Origin of the sequence: Bradyrhizobium sp. DN3, assembly GCF_041357655.1 — a bacterium.
GTDB lineage: Bacteria > Pseudomonadota > Alphaproteobacteria > Rhizobiales > Xanthobacteraceae > Bradyrhizobium.
Window position 1 is genome coordinate 87130 of sequence record NZ_JAULLN010000011.1, and the last position, 19123, is coordinate 106252.

Annotated in this window: 17 protein-coding genes; 8 read left to right on the forward strand and 9 right to left on the reverse strand. The window is 63.4% G+C overall.

Annotated elements, in window-relative coordinates:
• Positions 1-60: 60 nt before the first annotated feature.
• The 4 genes from AAE027_RS18015 (at position 61) to AAE027_RS18030 (ending at position 3929) form a co-directional block, all read left to right on the forward strand.
• Positions 61-855 (forward strand): amino acid ABC transporter permease, encoded by a 795-nt coding sequence (locus tag AAE027_RS18015; protein WP_370986818.1) that lies wholly within the window; start codon positions 61-63, stop codon positions 853-855.
• Positions 852-1544, forward strand: a complete 693-nt coding sequence (locus AAE027_RS18020) for an amino acid ABC transporter permease (protein WP_370986817.1) — start codon at positions 852-854, stop codon at positions 1542-1544. The genes AAE027_RS18015 and AAE027_RS18020 overlap by 4 nt, the downstream gene beginning before the upstream one ends.
• 23 nt (positions 1545-1567) lie before the next feature.
• Complete coding sequence (locus AAE027_RS18025) at positions 1568-2335, forward strand: amino acid ABC transporter ATP-binding protein (protein ID WP_370986816.1); 768 nt, start codon at positions 1568-1570, stop codon at positions 2333-2335.
• 118 nt (positions 2336-2453) lie between these two features.
• Entirely contained in the window at positions 2454-3929 is a 1476-nt protein-coding gene (locus AAE027_RS18030) for an FAD-binding oxidoreductase (protein ID WP_370986815.1), read from the forward strand.
• Between the two features lie 7 nt (positions 3930-3936).
• Here AAE027_RS18030 and AAE027_RS18035 read toward each other — a convergent pair whose 3' ends face one another.
• From AAE027_RS18035 to AAE027_RS18065, 7 genes are all read right to left on the reverse strand, one after another.
• Entirely contained in the window at positions 3937-4590 is a 654-nt protein-coding gene (locus AAE027_RS18035) for a TadE/TadG family type IV pilus assembly protein (RefSeq protein ID WP_370986814.1), read from the reverse strand.
• The gene (locus tag AAE027_RS18040; protein ID WP_370986813.1) at positions 4590-5147 is read right to left on the reverse strand and encodes a TadE/TadG family type IV pilus assembly protein; all 558 of its coding nucleotides are present in this window, start codon (positions 5145-5147) and stop codon (positions 4590-4592) included. Before AAE027_RS18040 ends, AAE027_RS18035 begins: the two co-directional genes overlap by 1 nt.
• Before the next feature lie 12 nt (positions 5148-5159).
• Positions 5160-6569, reverse strand: a complete 1410-nt coding sequence (locus AAE027_RS18045; protein ID WP_370986812.1) for a TadE/TadG family type IV pilus assembly protein — start codon at positions 6567-6569, stop codon at positions 5160-5162.
• Positions 6570-7006: 437 nt separating this feature from the next.
• The gene (locus AAE027_RS18050) at positions 7007-8701 is read right to left on the reverse strand and encodes a GMC family oxidoreductase (protein ID WP_370986811.1); all 1695 of its coding nucleotides are present in this window, start codon (positions 8699-8701) and stop codon (positions 7007-7009) included.
• A 168-nt stretch (positions 8702-8869) separates the two neighbouring features.
• Positions 8870-9403 (reverse strand): hypothetical protein, encoded by a 534-nt coding sequence (locus AAE027_RS18055; protein WP_176946011.1) that lies wholly within the window; start codon positions 9401-9403, stop codon positions 8870-8872.
• 455 nt (positions 9404-9858) lie between these two features.
• The gene (locus AAE027_RS18060) at positions 9859-11418 is read right to left on the reverse strand and encodes an acyl-CoA carboxylase subunit beta (protein ID WP_370986810.1); all 1560 of its coding nucleotides are present in this window, start codon (positions 11416-11418) and stop codon (positions 9859-9861) included.
• Entirely contained in the window at positions 11348-12322 is a 975-nt protein-coding gene (locus AAE027_RS18065; protein ID WP_165405812.1) for an IclR family transcriptional regulator, read from the reverse strand. Before AAE027_RS18065 ends, AAE027_RS18060 begins: the two co-directional genes overlap by 71 nt.
• Positions 12323-12416: 94 nt before the next feature.
• On the opposite strand from AAE027_RS18065, the gene AAE027_RS18070 reads away from it, so the two are divergent.
• The 4 genes from AAE027_RS18070 (at position 12417) to glsA (ending at position 18134) form a co-directional block, all read left to right on the forward strand.
• Entirely contained in the window at positions 12417-12638 is a 222-nt protein-coding gene (locus AAE027_RS18070; protein WP_128934384.1) for a biotin/lipoyl-containing protein, read from the forward strand.
• Between the two features lie 144 nt (positions 12639-12782).
• Positions 12783-13949 carry a TAXI family TRAP transporter solute-binding subunit gene (locus tag AAE027_RS18075; RefSeq protein WP_370986809.1) on the forward strand — a complete coding sequence of 389 codons (1167 nt, stop codon included), beginning with the start codon at positions 12783-12785 and terminating at the stop codon, positions 13947-13949.
• A gap of 240 nt (positions 13950-14189) precedes the next feature.
• The gene (locus tag AAE027_RS18080; RefSeq protein WP_370986808.1) at positions 14190-16265 is read left to right on the forward strand and encodes a TRAP transporter permease; all 2076 of its coding nucleotides are present in this window, start codon (positions 14190-14192) and stop codon (positions 16263-16265) included.
• A gap of 21 nt (positions 16266-16286) precedes the next feature.
• Positions 16287-18134, forward strand: a complete 1848-nt coding sequence (gene glsA, locus AAE027_RS18085) for a glutaminase A (RefSeq protein WP_370986807.1) — start codon at positions 16287-16289, stop codon at positions 18132-18134.
• A gap of 69 nt (positions 18135-18203) precedes the next feature.
• On the opposite strand, the gene AAE027_RS18090 is transcribed toward glsA, so the two are convergent.
• The gene (locus tag AAE027_RS18090; RefSeq protein WP_176945636.1) at positions 18204-18506 is read right to left on the reverse strand and encodes a nucleoside triphosphate pyrophosphohydrolase family protein; all 303 of its coding nucleotides are present in this window, start codon (positions 18504-18506) and stop codon (positions 18204-18206) included.
• Positions 18507-18533: 27 nt separating this feature from the next.
• Positions 18534-19061 carry a carboxymuconolactone decarboxylase family protein gene (locus tag AAE027_RS18095; RefSeq protein ID WP_091888497.1) on the reverse strand — a complete coding sequence of 176 codons (528 nt, stop codon included), beginning with the start codon at positions 19059-19061 and terminating at the stop codon, positions 18534-18536.
• Positions 19062-19123 lie beyond the last annotated feature (62 nt).

Here is a 19123-nt window from a genome sequence, read left to right on the forward strand (position 1 = left end):
GACGGAGCTGACCGCCTCGCAAGGAAATCCTCGTTCGCACTTGAAACCTGAGGGCTCGCGATGTTCGGAGTGCTTTTTGAACAGACGGCGGACGGCCAGCGCTATATCGACTGGCTTCTGTCGGGTCTCGTTTGGACGCTGGCTCTTGCCTTCTTCGGCTGGTGGATCGCCTTCGGCATCGGTGTGGTCGTCGGCGTGGGCCGCACAGTCCAGAATCGCTTCTTTTCGATCCTGGCCCGGCTTTATGTCGAGATATTCAGAAACATCCCGGTCCTGGTGCAGATGTTCCTCTGGTACTTCGTCTTCCCGGAGGTCGTGCCCACCGCGCTGGGCGATGCCATCAAGCAGATTCCGCCGCCCTGGGCATCGTTCTTCCCGGCACTCCTTTGCCTTGGACTCTACACGGCTTCCCGAATAGCCGAGCAGGTCCGGGCGGGTATCGAAGCGCTCCCAAAGGGACAGATCGAGGCGGCCAATGCTCTCGGCCTCAGTGGTTACCTCACCTATCGATATGTTGTCGTGCCGCAGGCTCTGCGCCTCATCGTGCCGAGCCTCACCAGCGAGGTGATGGGCATATACAAGAACACCTCGGTCGCACTCACGATCGGCTTGATGGAGCTCACCGCGCAGGCGCGCCAGATCAGCGAGGCCACGTTCCAGACATTCTCGGCATTTGGCGCGGCGACGATCATCTACCTTTGTCTGGCGCTCGTTGCGTATCAGGCCATGACGTTCATCGACAAAGCAGTCCGCATTCCGGGGAGCGCTCCCGTCAAGCTCACTGCTGGCCAGGATCTGGCCGACGAGATGCAGCAAAGCGGCGCTCTGCCCGGTGCCATGGAGGTCGTGAAATGAACACCCTCGATTTCTCGATTCTAGCGCAATCCTGGCCCTATCTCTGGTCGGGCCTGCTCTTCTCGCTTGCGCTCACGGCCGCCGCATTCGCCATCGGCATGGTTCTCGGGACCTGCCTTGCACTCGTACAGCATTTCGAGATTCCGGTGTTCGCCCAGATCATCCGCGGCTACGTTGCGGTCATCCGGTCGATCCCGCTGATCCTCGTTCTGTTTTGGTTTTTCTTCCTGGTGCCAATCGTGCTTGGGCATCTCAGCGGCAACGGCCGCCCGATCCCGATCGGCGCCACCTATACGGCCTTTATCACCTTTGGCTTGTTTGAGGCGGCCTACTACTCCGAGATCATCCGTGTCGGGCTGCGGGCCGTGAACAAGGGCCAGTTCGAGGCCTGCCAGGCACTCGCATTGTCCACCTATGATACCTACCGCCATGTCGTCCTCCCGCAGGTCGTGCGCGTGGCCAGTCCGATCATCCTGAGCCAGACCATCATCCTGTTTCAGGACACTTCTCTGGTTTACGTGCTTTCGCTGACGGATCTTCTGGGCGCCGCTTCCAAGCTTGCGCAGCTCAACGGCCGCCTCGTCGAAATGTACCTGGTCGTAGCAGTGGCGTACCTCGCCATCAGTTCTGCAGCTTCCCAGTGTGTCGCTGCCCTTCGCAAACGATACGCACTCGCCACATCGCGATAACGCCTCGAATTTGGGAGAGAAACATGCCTCGGGAGAACTTGAGCGATGCCACGCAGCCCGGCGCAATCGTCGTCGTCGAGAATGTCGTGAAGCGGTTCGGCGCGTTCACTGCGCTGAACGACGTCAATCTCGAGGTCGGCAGGGGCGAGAAAATCGTTCTGTGCGGACCTTCCGGCTCCGGCAAGTCGACACTCATCCGGTGCATCAACCATATCGAGAAGCACGACGAAGGCCGGATCATCGTCGACGGCGTCGCGTTGAGCAATCGCGTCGCCGACATCAACAGTGTGCGCTGCGAAGTCGGCATGGTGTTTCAGAGCTTCAACCTCTTCCCGCATCTCACAGTGGCCGAGAACTGCATGCTGGCTCCGATGAAGGTTCGCGGCCTGTCGCAAGCGGAAGCGCGCGATCGCGCACTCGGCTTGCTGCGGAAAGTCCGCATTCAGGATCAGGCAGACAAGTATCCCGCACAATTGTCGGGTGGTCAGCAGCAACGCGTCGCGATCGCGCGGGCGCTGTGCATGCAGCCCAAGATCATGCTGTTCGACGAACCGACATCCGCTCTCGACCCTGAGATGGTCAAGGAAGTGCTGGACGCCATGGTCGAGCTGGCGCGAGAGGGCATGACGATGGTGTGCGTGACGCACGAGATGGGATTCGCCCGCGAGGTCGCCGATCGGGTGGTCTTCATGGATCGTGGAAGCATCGTTGAGGAGGCAAATCCGGAAACGTTCTTTCGGGCTCCGCGCACGGACCGGGCGAAGGGCTTCCTGAACCAGATCATCCACTAGGCCCCCCCCTGCCCGGCTGACATCAGGGTACGTCGCTAGACTCCTCGGCGCAAACGTGGACAATGTCCCGACGCACGCCACGTGCGCAGTGCACACCAAGATGCGCCAGAGGAAACAAATGCCGGCTGCCTTCCCGTCGTCCCTACCCGCTATCCCGACCGCTCCTTTGACCACCGAGATCAGCGATGCGTTGCGCGCGATCGTGGGCGAGAAGGGTTTTATCGAGGACGAGCATAGCAAGCAGCCGTTCGTGACGGATTGGCGCGGATTGCTGGTCGGGGGTGCTGGCGCCGTCGTTCGTCCAGGTAGCACCGAGGAAGTGTCCAAAGTGGTCCGGCTTTGCCATGAGCACGGCGTCGCGATCGTGCCGCAGGGCGGCAACACCGGCCTGATGGGTGGGGCAACGCCCTGGCCAGCGCACACCGGCATCGTGTTGTCGCTCGGCCGCATGAACCGCATTCTGGAGGTCGATTCCGTCGGCTATTCGATGACGGTCGAGGCCGGCTGCGTGCTGCAGACGCTGCAGGAGACCGCGGCCAGTCACGACAGGTTCCTGCCCCTCAGTCTTGGCGCCCAGGGCTCGTGCATGATCGGCGGCAATCTGTCGACGAACGCCGGCGGCGTGCAGGTGCTGCGCTATGGCAATGCCCGCAATCTCGTCTTGGGGCTCGAAGTCGTCCTGCCCAATGGCGATGTCTGGGACGGACTGCGTGCGCTCAAGAAGGACAACACGGGCTACGACCTCAAGCATCTGTTCATGGGCGCCGAAGGCACGCTGGGCATCATCACCAAGGCCGTCCTCAAGCTATGGCCAGCGCCGAAGGACGTCTGCACCGCGTGGCTGGCGATCCGCGATCCGCGCGCAGCCCTGGAGATCCTATCCGAAGCGCACGCAGCGTCCGAGGACAATGTCGGCTCTTGCGAGCTGATGAGCCGCAGCGCCATCGACATGGTGCTGCGCCACATTCCCGGCACCCAGGATCCGCTCAAGGCGGATACCCCATGGTACCTCCTGCTCGAATGGTCGTCCGCGCGCCCACGCCGGGACGGGATTGAGGGCATGTCCGAGAAGATGGAGCAGTTTCTGGCCGATCAGCTCGAGGCCGGCCACGTGCTCGATGCGGCGATCGCGCAGACGGTCAGTCAATCGCGTAATATGTGGCGCATCCGCGAGGGTGTTGCCGAGGCCTCACGGGCCGAGGGACCTGGGCTCAGCTACGACGTCTCAGTGGCGATCTCCAGGATTCCGGAGTTCATCGACAAGGGGCTCAAGGCCGTACTCGGCATTCTCCCGACCATTCGCCCCTATCCGCTGGGGCACATCGGCGACGGCAATCTGCATTTTTCGTTCATGGGGCCCAAGGGCATGGATCAGCAGACGCTGACCCAATACAAGGGCGCCATCACGCGCGCCGTGAACGATCTCATCACCTCCATGGGCGGCTCGATCTCGGCGGAGCACGGCATCGGCATCGACAAGCTCGACGAGCTCAGTCATTACCGTTCGAAGACCGAGCTCGACATCATGCGCACGATCAAGCGCGCGCTCGATCCGCAAAACATCATGAATCCCGGCAAGGTGCTGCGGCTGTGACCGGTGATCAACAGGTCTTCTGCTGCAAATGCTGGACGCAGGTGCAGGTCGACGTCGCCGGATATTTCACGTCGTAATAGGGAAAGCTCGAGGTGGCCGGGCTGTTGGTCGAACAACGCGGGAACAGATAGTAGCTGTCGGACAGCTTCACGGTGCCGGCGATGGTGAAGCCGAGGTTGGGCGCATAGTCGTAGGACACCTCGCTCAGAATGAGCGAAATATTGGCGTTGCTGGTACCGCTCGGCGCGGTAAAGGATGACAAGGTCAGCTGCTGACCGACGGCTCTCGCTCCCGAGGAGCTCGTCGACTTGCTCCACTGCACCGTCGCCTTCCCCGCGCTGTCGGTCGAGACTTCCGAGACTGTGATCGTCATCAAGGAGGTCGAGCCGTTCTTGGTCGGATATGGGGCCATGATGGCGGTCGCCGCCGCGAGAATGCCGTCCATTTGAGACGAGGTAACTGCCGTATTCTGCGTGATCATGTCGGCGACACTGTGCGCGGTCGCGCTGACCTTGACGTTCATGGCGAGGCCGTTGCCGAGCTCGACACCGCCGACATAGAGCACCAGCATGAACGGCGCCACCATGGCGAACTCCGTCGCTGCAACGGCGCGGACATCGCTCAACAGGTGCCGAGCGCGAGACGACAGGGCGGAGATCATCAGGAAGCTCCTGGCTCGTTCTGGAACGCGGCGGACGACATGATCAGCCGGTTGCCGTTGCTGAGGTTCGAGAGATTGAAACCGAGCGGCCCGAGCACGACCGGCCACACATACATGACGCGGAGAACGACGATGTCGCCGGCGTCGCCCGGATCGTACTGCCAGGTATTGGTGACCTTGCCAGAGCCGTCGAAGGTCAGGGTGGGCATCGCCGTGTTCGCGGACGTCCACGAGGTCGCCACCTGCATGTCAACCATCAGACCGCTGCAATTGAACAGGATCACGATCTGATCGCAGACTTTCTGCTTGAAAACCGCCTGCGTCATCTGCGCGGACTGAACCTGTCCGGTCATGACGAGGCGCGCCGACTGGCGCACGACGGATTCGAGCATCTGCTGGGCGAAGAAAACGAGGAACGTCTGAATGAGCGCGATGATGAGGGCAAGGAACGGCACGGCCACGAGCGCGAACTCGACGGCCGTGGCGCCCCTGCTGTCCCGCGCGAAAGCAGCTAAGCGATTGCGGCGTCTCTTGGTTGTTGCGGCGGGGCCGATCATGGCGCTTCTTCTCTACTGCACGAGGCTGGCTGTGCTGGACGCGACCTTGAGGAAAAGGTTCGTCAGAGCCGCGGAAATGTCGCCGCCGGTCTGAACACTGGCATACAGACCGGGCGAGGCGCATGATTCCAGCCGTTGCGCGATCGTGCCCGTGGACGAGGACGGATTGTTGAATTGCGCGATGCGCGTGTTGTACCAGCCGTCGGTCGGCAATTGCAGATACTCGGTATAGAGCACCGCGATGCGAATGCCTCGGTTCTTGATCGTCGTGCATGCCGCGGTATTGAGCGGCTGCTGGCAGCGCACTTGCGTGGTGCCGACGGTTGGAAGCGGATAGGTGGCATTCGGATCGCAGCTTGCAGTCTTCAGGATCAGCTTGTCTTCGACGCCGTCGGTCACGAGGAACACGACTTCCTGCGGCGTATCGCCGGACTGGTTGGTGCCGCTGCCAGGCGCGGGCATGACGCCGTTGACGCCTGTCAGCCCACCTGAGATGTCCGAGCCGTAGTCGGTGGAGCAATTGCCGTAAATGACGCAGTTCTGGTGATCCACCGTCATGAGTTGAATGTTGCCGATCTTCGTGCCCGCGGTCGTGGGGGTCGTCAGCGTCTGGATCGCGTTGAAATTGTAGTCGAAGGTGTAGATGGCGGCCTTGTAGGTGGTGTTGTTGAGCGCCGCCATGCACTGCATGACGCCGCCCGACACACCCGACTGCGGGCACGACCAGGGCCCCACGAGCAATTGCTTGACGGCATTGGTCACGAGATCGATTCGCAACGTGATGTTGTTATTGCGTGCGACGGTGAGATTATCCTTGTTGGTCGAACTCGGATTCTGGTTATTGGGATGGGCTTCGTGGCAGGCGAACGCGCAGTTTCTCGCGTATGAAGGCTGACTGCTCGTGGCCGTGATCATGTTGTTGATGTCGGTCTGCGTCGCAGCGATCGCCATCGACGGGGAATCGTCGAGCAGCAAATAGAAGTTCATGTTGGGCGCGCTGGACGCCTTCGCCGTCGCGGATCCGGCGACCTGCCAGGTCTGCTTGCCGAGAACGCCGGGGAAATTATTGATGGACTCCGCGGTGTAGGAAACCGTGATGGTCCGCGCGAGACCGGAATCGGTGACCGTGACCGTCGGCGTCGGCACCGCCGACAGGCCGGGAAGATTCGCCTTCGCTGCGAAGACGGCTTCCGCGGTCGACTTGACGACGGCCGTGTCGGTCTGCGTCAGCATCGCCGGCCTCACGGCCGCGATCGCGGCGGCGTCGGCGGCTGCGTTCAATTGCTCGCGCTTGCGCAAGGCGAGCGTGTAGTCGAGCGTCATGCCCAGGAGAAAGACGGTCGGAACCATCATGAGCGCGAAGATAATGGCGACGTTGGCCTTCCGATCTCTGGCGAAACGGAGCACTACCCGGCGGAGCATGACCTTCATCCTGATTGCCGTCGTGACGGCAAGAATACTTCCCTGAAATCTCACGATGCATGAGGCCGCAGCATTCCTGCCGCCGACCACCTGCGCATCGCAGGCCGGAATATGGATTTGGCCTCTTAATCAACACTTACGGGCAATCCACAAACATGGACTGCGACAAATTGAGATGTCTCATATTGAGAAAGCATCATTAACGCCGGATAAACGCGATCATAGAGATCGCAGGCAGGAGCATCCGGACGGTCGGATGGCAGCTTCCAGGCCGGCGCCAGGCTGCACCAATTCCTGTCGATTGAGGTGGATCGCAAGCGGCCGCAGGCCAGGATGACGGCATCCTGGCCTGGCTTGGCGCATCCGCCCTGAGACACGGAGGGCCCGCGGCTGCTCCGGCAAGCCGGCCGCGGATAACCCCGGAGAACGCTTGCAGCTCACTGGATCGCGGCAGCGATCTTTTCCGCCGACATCAGGACCGGGAAGTTGGTGTTGGCGCAGGGCACCACCGGGAAGATCGAGGCGTCGACGACCCGCAGGCCCTGCACGCCCTTGACGCGGCCCTGGTTGTCGACCACCGCCATCGGATCGTCGTGCCGGCCCATGCGGCATGAGCACGAGGCATGCCACACGCCGATGGTCGCCTTGCGCACGAAGGCTTCCAGCGCCTCATCGTCATTCATGACCTGATCGAAGGTGAAGCCTTCGACCACGAAATTGTCGATCATGTAGTGGCGCAGCGCCGCCGGCCCGTCCATCAGGGCCGCGGCGATCGTGGTGAGGATTTTGTTTTTGGTGTTGACCACGCCGATCTTGCGGACGCGATCGGTATAAGCGGCCGGGAACGGCTTGTCCGTCACCTTCCTGACGACCTCGCTCATCTGCACCGCCGCCATCTTGCGGAAGCCGCTCATCAGGCGATCGAGGTCGCGCCGGTCGGACAGCAAATTGAACTCGACGATCGGTTCTGCCGAGGGATCGCGCGAGGCAAGCTTGACCTGTCCGGTCTCGGAATAGGTCTTGTTGACGAAGGTCAGGAGCGAGCCGATCTGCGCACCGACCGCGTGCCAGGCCGATTTGCTGATGACGACGACGAACATGTCGCCCTTCGGCACACCCGGCAGCCCCGACGAATAACGCAGGCCCAGCTGCATGTGGCGCCGGGTGTGCTCGTTCATGCGCGCGCCGCGGCGGACGAAGGACGACAGCGAGATCGAGGGATGATCCATCAGGCGCTGGCCGACGCCCGGCAAGCCCATCAGCACGGGAATGCCCAGATCCTTGAGGTGACCGACCGGGCCGATGCCGGCGCGCAACAGATGCGCCGGCGAATGGATGGCGCCGCTGGAGAGAATGATCTCGCGTCCGCGGAATTCCTGCTCCCGCCCGTCGACCATAGCCTTCACGCCGACGCATTGCGTGCCCTCGAACAGCAGCTCCCGAACCTGCGTGTTGGTGGAGATCGTGAGGTTGGCGCGCTTGCGGGTGTCGCGGTCGAGATAGCCCATGGCGGCCGAGACGCGCTGCTCGGCCTGGTTGGAATGCGTCACCGGGAAGTAGCCGTCGACGAACTCGCCGTTCTGGTCGGGCACGAACTGATGGCCGGCCTGCTGGAAGGCCGCGGCGAAGGCCTGTGAATGCCGCGTCCAGTGCTTCCGCGGGATGCGGCGGACCGGGATCCTGCCGTCCTTGCCGTGGTACGGCCCGTCGAAATCGAGGTCGCGCTCGACCTTCTTGAAGAAGGGCAGCACGTCGTTCCAGCTCCAGCCCTCGGCGCCCCGCGCCTGCCATTCGTCGTAGTCGGTCGGCGCGCCGCGATTGGCCATCTGGCCGTTGATCGACGAGCCGCCGCCGAGCACCCGCGCCTGCTCGTATTTGCGTAAAGGAGGACGCCCCTCGTTCGGATTGTTGTGGCTGACAACTTGCGTCGTGACCTTGAGCTCGGTCCAGTGGAAGCGCGGATCGAAATAGGCCGTGCCCGGATAGCTGTCCCTGATCTCGGCCGGCTCGTTGCCCGGTGGCGTGTCCTGTCCGGCTTCGCACAGCAGGACCTTGTTGGCGCTCTTTGCGGAGAGCCGGTGGGCCAGCACGGACCCTGCCGAGCCGCCGCCCACGATAATGAAGTCATGCACGATTGGCGCGTCCTCTTGTTCTTGCCGGAGGAGCGTAGCGCGTTATTGTTTTGAGGTCACGCCTCATGAATTCACTGCGCGCGTTCGTGGGAACGCGCGCTCAATCCGCAAACGAATTTCGGCAAGGTGTGACGGCTCTAGTTGATGCCGGGCAATCCCGCCATTTTCTCAGCCGCGCGGGTTGACGACCGTGTAGCCCCGCAGCGAGCGCGCATGCATTCGCGTTGTGTGACCGCCCGAATTGGCGTCGTACGCCATCCACATGTCGCCTCCGAGGTGCTGCTCCAGGACGAAGACATGCCCGCGCCGGGCCGCGACCATTCCCGGTGCCGGTGACGTGCGCGGAAAGCGCAGCCAGTTCGCGGCGAGATTCAATTCCGGCACCACACGCCCGAACACGCGCAGAGCCGCGCCGCAGCCGCAGAAGGATGAGGGGCAACCAGCCGGCCGCCCTCCAATGATGCGCGTGCCGGAGACACTCGTCGCCGTGGCGCTGCCTGCGTCGGTCACTGTCAGTTGCGTTGAGCGATAGGCTTGTAGTGAGACTCTGGACGTCCGCTCGCGGCGGGTTTGCGAATACGAGAAGTCGCAGGGCATCGTGACGTTGCATTCAGGTACTTGATGAATGCGATAGGGCCGGGCTTCGGAGGCAACGGAGCTAAAGGCAACTAAAAGGCACGCAGAAAGAACTGACCTGAACATTGCAGGGCTCCAAATTGTGAGATCCCTGCCCCGCAGCGAGCAACCAATAACAGTTTGGCTGAAATCGGCCTAAAGAGCGGCTGAAAGTGGTTGCATTTGCGGGCTGGCCTCCGCAATCGTTGTAAACCAGACGTAGCGGCCGGAATGATTAACTCGCAGAGAACGAACGGCGTGTCATCGAAACTGAGACTTGACCACACATGTGCATCAGCCACGGCTATGTCGCTGCAAACCGCGGTCAAGCGTCCCCAGCTAGCGCGCAGGCGCATGGGGAATTTCCCATCGCTCGAGACGATCGATTGACGCTTGCCGTTCGTGCTGGCCCAGCCAAATCGTGAGGAGGACCAGCGCGCCGGCGAGAGCGCCGATGCCGAAATACAAGCTCCTCATGCGCGACGAATGCGGCACGCCGGGAAAGGTTCCTCGCGTTGCCGGCTGCAATCACGGCTTGAGCGCTACGGCCTGATCGAAAAATTCTCCGGCGGCCCGGGCTTGCGCAGCGGCTCGGCCAGCCGGGCGAACTCGCACAGCAATGATCGCGTCTTTCTGGGATCGATGATCTCCTCGACCCAGAACTTTTCGGCCGAGCGGAACGGCGAGCGCAGCTTGTTGAGGCGCGCTTCGATCTCCTTCAGCTTCGCGGCCTTGTCCTCGGCCGCATCGATATCGGCGCGGTAGGCGGCTTCGATGCCGCCCTCAAGCGGGAGCGAACCCCAATAGGCGGACGGCCAGGCGTAGCGGATCGAGAAGCGGTCGGCGGGCTGATGCACGACGCCGGCGACGCCGAAGGCGTTGCGCAGAATCACCGTGCACCAGGGCACGGTGGTCTGGTTCACCGCGGCCATGGCGCGGACGCCGTGACGGATGGTGGCCGCCTTCTCGGCATCAAGGCCGATCATGAAGCCGGGGCAGTCCATGAGATAGACGATCGGCAGGTGGAAGGTCTCGGCGAAGTCGACCCAGCGCACCACCTTCTGGCACGCATCTGCGGTCCAGGAGCCGCCATAGTGAAAACTGTCGCTGGCGAGCAGCAGCACCGCCCTGCCCTCGAGCCGCGCGAGGCCGACGATGATTGGCTTGCCGAAATTCTTGGCGACCTCGAAGAACGAGCCCTTGTCGACGACGGCGTCGATGATCGGGCGCATCTTATAGACCTGCTTGCGGTTGCGCGGCACCGCGCTCAGCAGCGCTTCCTCGGTGCGCTCCGGATTGTCGGTGCAGGGCAAGGTCGGCGGCAGCTCGTACACCGAGGACGGCAAATACGACAGGAAGCGCCGCGCGCAGGCAAACGCCTCCTCCTCGGTCTCGACCGCATGATCGATCGCGCCGGCGCGGGTCTGGATGTCGGCGCCGCCGAGCTCCTCCTTCGAGAGGTCCTGCCCCAGCGCCTTCACCACCGGTGGGCCCGCAACGAACATCGCGGACTTCCGGGTCATGATGGAATAGTGGCTGGCGGCAAGGCGCGCAGCACCGAGGCCCGCCACCGAACCAAGGCCGAGCGCGACCACCGGCACGCGCGACAGGTTCTCCGTCGTGAAGCGATACCAGCGCGTGCCGCCGATGCCGCCCGGCAGATTGGCCGCGCCCTTGGTCTCGATGGTCTTGACCGAGCCGCCGCCGCCGGAGCCCTCGACGATGCGGACGATGGGCAGGCGGAAGTCGCGCGCCATCTCCTCCGCCATCAGCGGCTTGGCCGAGATCGACGCGTCCGCCGAGCCGCCGCGCACCGTGAAATCATCGCCGACCACGACCACGGTGCGGCCGTCGATGCGCGCACGGCCGAACACGCAGTTCGCCGGCGTCACTTTCTGCAGCTCGCCGCTCGAATCGTACTCACCGATGCCGGAGACGGCACCGATCTCGTGAAAGCTGCCCTTGTCGATCAGTCCGTCGATGCGCTCCCGAACAGTCAGCCGGCCCTGGTCATGCTGTCGCTTGACCTTGTCAACGCCGCCCATCTCCCGCGCGAAGGCTTCGCGCCGGGCGAGCTCGTCGAGTTCCGGCTTCCAGTTCATTCACTCCCTCCGAGTTGATCGGCTTGTTATTGTTGCGCACGGCCATTGCGACCGGCTTACGCGAGAGACGGTTGTTGAAGGCATCGCCCTCCGCGCCTTCCATCAGGCTGCCGAGCGAGCGGCCGAGCGTGAGCATCAACGGGGCGACTTCGTCATGCAGCCGCTGCTCGTCATACATCGCAGCCAGCAGGCCGATCGTGATGACGACGAAGGTCTGATATTGCGGCGACCAGATCGGCACCGCGAGGCCGTTGATGTGCGGACTCCACAGGCCGCAGGCCACGACATAACCGCGTTCGCGCAGCGACTGCCGGTTGGCCTCGATGCGGGGCCTGAGGATCTTTGCAGCCTCGGGCGCTTCCCGCTCCATGTCCGCAATGAAGGCGTCGCCGACCTCGGGCGACAGCGCAGCGGTGTAGGCCGCGCCTGCCGCGGTCGAAGCCATCGAGATGCGGCTGCCGGTGCCCTCGTGCAGGCCGAGCGCGCTCGCCGAGCGCGCAAACTGGAGATAGACGAGATGGAAGCGATCGGGAACGACGAAGCCGACCGTGCCCGGAAGCTGCTCGGCGACTTCCTGAAGTCGCTGGCGGATCATGCTGCGCAGCTGCGCGCCCTTCATCATCGAAGCGCTCATCGCCACCGCGCTGGGGCCGATGCGATATTTCTGATCGCGCGGCAGGTAGACGAGCTGGCCCATGCGGGTCAGCGTGTGCGTGAGCCGCGACACCGTCGAGCGCGGCAGACCGCAGCGATTTGAAATCTCGAGATTGCCGAGCCGCGCCTCGTGGCCCTCGAAGCATCGCAACACGTCGAACGCGCGCGACACCACCTGGATGACATCACCCTCACCGGCATCGCCAGCGAGCACACCTTGCCTACTCAACCGCTCCGATCGTCGTCCCATGTTCCCTACCAGTTTGTTTCGCTCTGCGGAATTAAATTCCACTTGCAGACGACGCTACCTCAGGCATCTTGCGACGACAACAAAAAGGGATGGCATGCCAGAAATTAAGATCGTCACGGAGGTCGCGGGGCGCATCTGCGCAACTCCCGTGCAAGTTGGAGGAACCGTCGCAGATGGCGATGACGTTGTGGTCGTCGAAGCCATGAAGATGGAGATACCCGTGCAGTCGCCCGCGAGCGGCACGATCACGTCGCTTCTGGTGAAACTCGACGACGTCGTTGCCGAGGGACAAGCGATCGCGATCGTCGCAAACTGACTGCATAATCCCTGGATTCCGCGACATTCTGTCAGCCTGGTTTCTGCATTCGCGCTCCGGCGTTGCCATCGCGGATGCCCGGTGACATGATCCGATTCAAGCAAGAAGGTCTTCGCGCTTAAGCGAAGATGATGGAGGGAAAACATGCTTCGTGGGCTGCTCATGCTTGCGCCTGCCTTGGTGGCAGGCATTTCTTTTGCGTCTACACGCTATGCGTTCGCCGAGGATATCAAGCTGCCGGCGACATTGACGTTCACCGCCTATGACACCGGCACCGCCGGCTTCAACATCGCGGTCGGCGTCGGCAAGATGATGAAGGACAAATACGGCACCGACGTGCGCGTGCTCCCCGCAGGCAACGACGTCGCCCGCCTCGCCCCGCTGCGCGCCAAACGCGCGGCCTCCTCGGCGATGGGCTCGGGGACCTATTTCGCGCAGGAGGGCGTGTTCGAGTTCGGATCGAAGGAATGGGGGCCGCAGCCGCTCCAGATCCTGCTCTCGACGGTCGACTGCAATTGCGGCTCGCTCGGCGTCGCCGCCGACACCGGCGTGAAGGAGCTGAAGGACCTCAGAGGCAAGCGCGTCGGCTTCGTCGTCGGCTCGCCCGCGCTGAACCAGAATTCGCTCGCGGTGCTCGCCTTCGCAGGGCTGACGCAGAAGGACGTCAAGGCCGTCGAGTTCGCAAGCTACGGCGCGATGTGGAAGGGCCTGATCAACAACGACGTCGATGCCGCATTCGGCACCACCATCACCGGCCCCGCCAAGGAGGCCGAGACCTCGCCGCGCGGGCTGATCTGGCCGCCGCTCCCCGCCAAGGACAAGGAAGGCTGGGCGCGGATGCAGAAGGTCGGCTCGTTCTTCTTCCCGCAGCTTGCGACTTGCGGCGCCGGCATCTCGCCGGAGAAGCCGGTTGAGCTCGGCAACTACCCCTACCCGATCTTTGTCGCCTACGCCTCGCAGCCAGCCGATCAGGTCTATGCGATCACCAAGGCGATGATCGTCAACTACGACGCCTACAAGGACTCCGCACCCGGCGCCGGCGGTCTTGCCGCCGACCGGCAGACCAAGAACTGGGTGGTGCCGGTGCACCCCGGCGCGGTGAAGGCGCTGAAAGAGGCCGGACAATGGAGCGATGCGCAGGAGGCGCACAACAACAAGCTGATCAAGCGGCAAGAGGTGCTTGGCGCGGCGTGGGCGTTGTACGGCAAGTCAAATCCGCCATCGGATGACAAGGCATTCCTCGACGGCTGGATGAAGGCCCGCGCGGCGGCGCTCGCCAAGGCCGACATGCCGAATGGATTTGAGGAATAGAGCGCGATGCTGTTGGGTTTGATCGTTGCCCAGCGGGAAGTGCGCTCCCTCTCCCGCTTGCGGGAGAGGGTTGGGGAGAGGGTGTCTCCACGGTGGGATTCCCCCAGAGGCGGAAGCCCTCACCCGGCGCTGCGCGCCGACCTCTCCCGCAAGCGGGAGAGGTTGATGAGCGCGCGGCCCTATCGATTCAACCAACGGCCATTGGCTTAGTTAGCAATTGCCAGCCCACGCGCGGGGTCGATGATGTCTACTTCAGTCTCCACCGGCCCGCAGGACGAGGCCAAGCGGATCGTGTTCGACGATCCGCACGGCGCCGCCGCCAACATGCAGGAGGCGGAGGTCACGCGCGTGCGCACGCTGCGCGGCGCCTGGCGCTGGACGCTGGTGGTTGCGACGGCGGCCACCATCCTGCTCTGCATCAACCAGCAATTCTCGCTGCGATTCTTCATCGGCTACACTCAGCTCAACACCGAGTATTTCTACCTCCTGATCGCGTTGATGCTGCCGTTCACCTTCCTGATCTTCCCAGGGACTGAACGCGCGCCGCTCGACCGCATTCCCTGGTACGACCTCGTCTTGTTCGTCGCAACCTTCGCGGCGGCGCTGATGCTGATGTCGAACGTGCGCAAGGCGGCGGAGGCCGGCTGGGAGTTCGGCGGCGCGCCCAACAGCGTGATCGCGGCGGGCCTCGTAATGTGGGTGATGCTGATGGAAGCGCTGCGCCGCACCGGCGGCTGGAGCCTGCTGCTGAGCGTCTTGCCCTTCACCGTCTATCCGCTGTTCGCCGAATCCAGCTGGCTCGGGCCGTTCCGCGGCACGCAATCGACCCTGGAGCAGGCGACCGCCTATCACGTGCTCTCCGGCGAGAGCCTGCTCGGCATTCCCATCCAGGCCTTTGCCGACACCGTGATCGGCTTCCTGGTGTTCGGCACCGCGCTGATGATGACGGGAGCCGGAAAGTTCTTCATCAACCTCGCCTTCGCATTGTGCGGCACCTTCCGCGGCGGCGCGGCGAAGGTCTGCATCTTTGCCAGCGGCCTGCTCGGCATGATGTCGGGCTCGATCATCTCCAACGTGCTCACCGCCGGCACCATGACCATTCCTGTCATGAAGAAGAGCGGTTTTCGCGCATCCTATGCCGGCGCGATCGAGGCCTGCGCCTCGACCGGCGCGGTGCTAGCGCCGCCGGTGATGGGCGCCACTGCTTTCGTGATCGCGCAATTCCTCAATGTCAGTTACGCCGATGTCGCGCTCGCCGCGATCATTCCGGCGGCCCTCTATTACGTCGGCCTGTTCATGCAGGTCGATGCCTACGCCGCGCGCCACGGGCTGAAGGGCATTCCACGCGCCGAGCTGCCCCGCATCATGGATACGATCAAGGACGGCTGGTACTACGTCTTCGTCATCGCGCTCCTGATCGTGATGCTGCTCTACTTCAAGCGCGAGAGCCACGCGCCGTTCTACGCCACGGCACTGCTGCTGGTCCTCAACCAGTTCTTCTCTAAGGACACGCGCTGGACGTTTGCGACCATCGGCAAGTTCCTGGAGGTCAACGGCCGCACCTTCGTCGAGCTGGTCGGCATCCTCGCCGGCTGCGGCCTGCTGATCGGCGCATTCTCGATGACCGGCGTGGTGTCGAGCCTTGCCAACGATCTCCTGCACATTGCCGGCGACAATGCCTTCCTGCTGCTCGGCATGTGCGCGCTCACCAGCCTGATCCTCGGACTCGGCCTGACGACGACGGCCTGCTACATCTTCCTCGCCATCCTGGTCGCGCCCGCGCTGGAGAAGCTCGGGCTCAATCGCATGGCTGTGCACATGTTCATCTTCTACTGGGGCATGCTGTCGTCGATCACGCCACCGGTCGCCATCGCCTCCTTCGCGGCCGCCGGCATCGCCGGCTCGCCGGCGATGAAGACCGGGTGGGAATCGATGTGGGTCGGCAGCATCATCTATTTCATCCCATTCTTCTTCGTGCTCAATCCGGCGCTGGTGCTGCAGGGGCCGAGCCCATACCTTGCCGGCCTTGGCTTGATGGGGCTCGCCGCGTTCGGCACGCTGTTCATCTGCGGCGGCATCCAGGGCTACCAGCCCTTCGTCGGCAACTTGCGCGGCGCTGGCGCGCTGGAATGGCCGATCCGTGTGCTGCTGGTGATCGGCGGCTTCGTGGTCGCGACGCCCGGCGGCGGGATCATGCCGCTGTCGCAGATGCAGGTGACGCTGCTTGGCCTCGCGATCCTCGTGCCCACGGCTTTGCTCGCCCTTGTCCTGGTCCGCCGGCAGACCATCGTGCCGGACGGGTTGCGCGCACCCTGATTGCGTTGCACAAGTGAGGCGATGAAGCCGCTATCGCCCGCCGCCTCCGCCTGGACCCGCTCGAAACCGCCCTTGCTGCGGTTTCTGGACAATTGCCTCAACGAATTCTCAGCCGAGACCTCAGGCAGCGTTGCCGACTACATCCCCGAGCTGGGCAAGGCCGACCCTGCCCATTTCGGCATCAGCCTCGCGACGCTGGACGGGCATGTCTACGAAGTCGGCGACAGCCGGGTGCCCTTCACCATCCAGTCGATGTCCAAGCCGTTCGTGTTCGCGCTGGCGCTGGACCTTTTGGGAGCAGGCAAGGTCGAGAGCGCGATCGGCGTCGAACCTTCCGGCGACCCCTTCAACTCGATCCGGCTCAATTCCGAAAACCATCCGTTCAACCCGATGGTCAATGCCGGCGCGATCGCCTGCACCGGGCTGATCTACGACAGCAAGGGCGCGGACGCTTTCGAGCAGATCCGTCTTGCGCTCAGCCGTTTCGCCGGACGCGATCTCGCAGTCGATGAGGCGGTTCATGCTTCGGAAAGCCAGACCGGCGACCGCAACCGGGCCATCGGCTATCTCCTCAAGACCAACGCCGTGATCTCCGACAACGTCGCGGCCGTGCTCGACGTCTATTTCCGGCAATGCGCCGTGCTGGTCACGGCGCGCGACATCGCGGTGATGGCGGCGACGCTCGCCAATCGTGGCATCAATCCGCTGACGGGCGAACAGGTGCTGACGCCGTACGCGATCTCGCGCACGCTCTCGGTGATGACATCGTCGGGCATGTACGATTATGCCGGCGAATGGATCTACCGGATCGGCATCCCCGCCAAGAGCGGCGTCGGCGGCGGCATCCTCGCCGCACTCCCTGCCCGGCTCGGGCTCGGCAGCTATTCGCCCAAGCTCGACAAGCACGGCAACAGCGTGCGCGGCATCAAGGTCTGCGAGGCGCTGTCCTCGCATTACGATCTGCACATGCTCAACCGCAGCGACGACGCGCGCAATGCCGTCATCGCCGACTACGACATCGGCAAGAGCCCGTCGCGGCGCGTGCGCCGGCCACAGGAGCGCGAGATTCTGGCCGCGCATGAGCAGGAGGTGCGGGTCATCGAGCTGGTCGGTACGCTGTCGCTGTCGGCCGTCGACTACGTCTCGCGCCGGCTCGCGGGACGGCCGCGGCCGCAATTCGTGATCTTCGATCTGCACCGCGTCACCTCCACCACGCGCGCCGGTGCGCGCCTCGTCGCCGAAGCCTTCGAAGAGCTCGCCGCACTCAACGTCACGGTGGTGCTGTCGGGAGTCAGGCGCGCCTCCAAGGAATGGGACAGCTTGCGGGAATGGACGGCGGAGCTGAAGAACGTCCGCGACTTCTACCTGCTCGACACCGCGATCGAATGGGCCGAAGACCAGATCGTCTACCGCTATGGCGGCTCGATCGACTTCCACGAGACCACCGAGCTTGCCGAGCAGCCGCTGCTCGCAGGGCTGAGCGAGAACGAGCTGTCCGACCTCGCCGCAATCTGCACCGTCAGGAGTTATCCGTCCGGCGCAAAGATCGTCACGACCGGCGACCTTGCCGATGCCGTGTTCTTCCTGCGCAGCGGCGCGGTCCACGTCACGCTGCCCGATGGCGTCAGGCTGGCAACACTCACTGCCGGCATGGCCTTTGGCGAGATGGCGCTGCTGGAGGCAACGCGCTCTGCCGACGTATTCGCCGACATGGCAGCGACCGTTTTCGAAGTGCCTTTGAAGGATTTCGAGCGCTTCCGCGAGCAGCATCCCCGCGCCAGCGAGCGCATCATGCGCAATCTGGCGCAGCTATTGGCCGACCGCCTGATCGTCGCCAATGCCAAGGTGGATATTCTGACGTCGACGTGAGTGGTGGCCGAGCTCTTCGCCTCTCCCCGACGGGGAGAGGTGACCGGGGCCTCCGGGTCGCATCCCGCGTCAGCGGCTCGCGGCCTCGCTCAGCCGCCGGTTGATCCTGGCTGCGCTGGTCTTGAGCACTTCGGACGGCTGCTGGCCGGTGGCCGCGCACAGGCACGCCCAGTAGTAGACGACGTCGCCGAGCTCATTGACGAGACCCGCCTGATCCAGCCAGCCGTCGCGGAGCAGCTTCTTGATGTGATCGGCGACCTCGCCGGCTTCGCCGGCAAGGCCGAGACCGAGATAGGACAGCCGCTCGTTGGACGGATGCTCTTCGACTTTCGCAATGGTCGCGGCCCAGGCCGCATATTCATCGATCGTCATCGGCATCCCTCGCCGCTTCTAATCGGATCAGCCCACTACTTCCGTCACCGGCTGCAGGTCGATCTCGAACGTCTCCAAGAATTTCGAGGTCATGACGTAGAAGCCGACCGAGAGCTGGAGCTCGACCAGCGCGGCCGGCGTCAGCTTCGATGCGATCGCTTTGAAGGTCGCATCCGTCGGCTTGTTCAGTTTCACGATCTCGTCGGTGAAGGCCAGAGCGGCGCGCTGCACCTCGTTGAAGCAGCTAGCCGCCTGCCAGTTTGCGATCGCCTCGTTCTGCTCGTCGGTGACACCGACATTCTTGCCGATGCGCTTGTGCGCGACGATCTCGTAAGGTGCCTCACATAGGATGCCGGTGCGCGTGATCGCAAGCTCGCGTACCACCGGATCGAGCTCGCCCTTGTGGCGGATGGCGCCGCCAAGGCGGCAGTACTGCTCGAAATAGCTCGGCGAGTGCGCCATCATGCGAAAAATATTGGCGTTGCGGTTCTTGTCGAGGATTTCGCGGGTGCGGTCGGAGGCCTTGGACGGGTCGCTGTACTGAATGCGGGCCATGATTTTCCTGAAGTTTTCCCTTAAGTTTGTCTCTAAAGTTTTCTTGGGCTTTTGATGCTTTT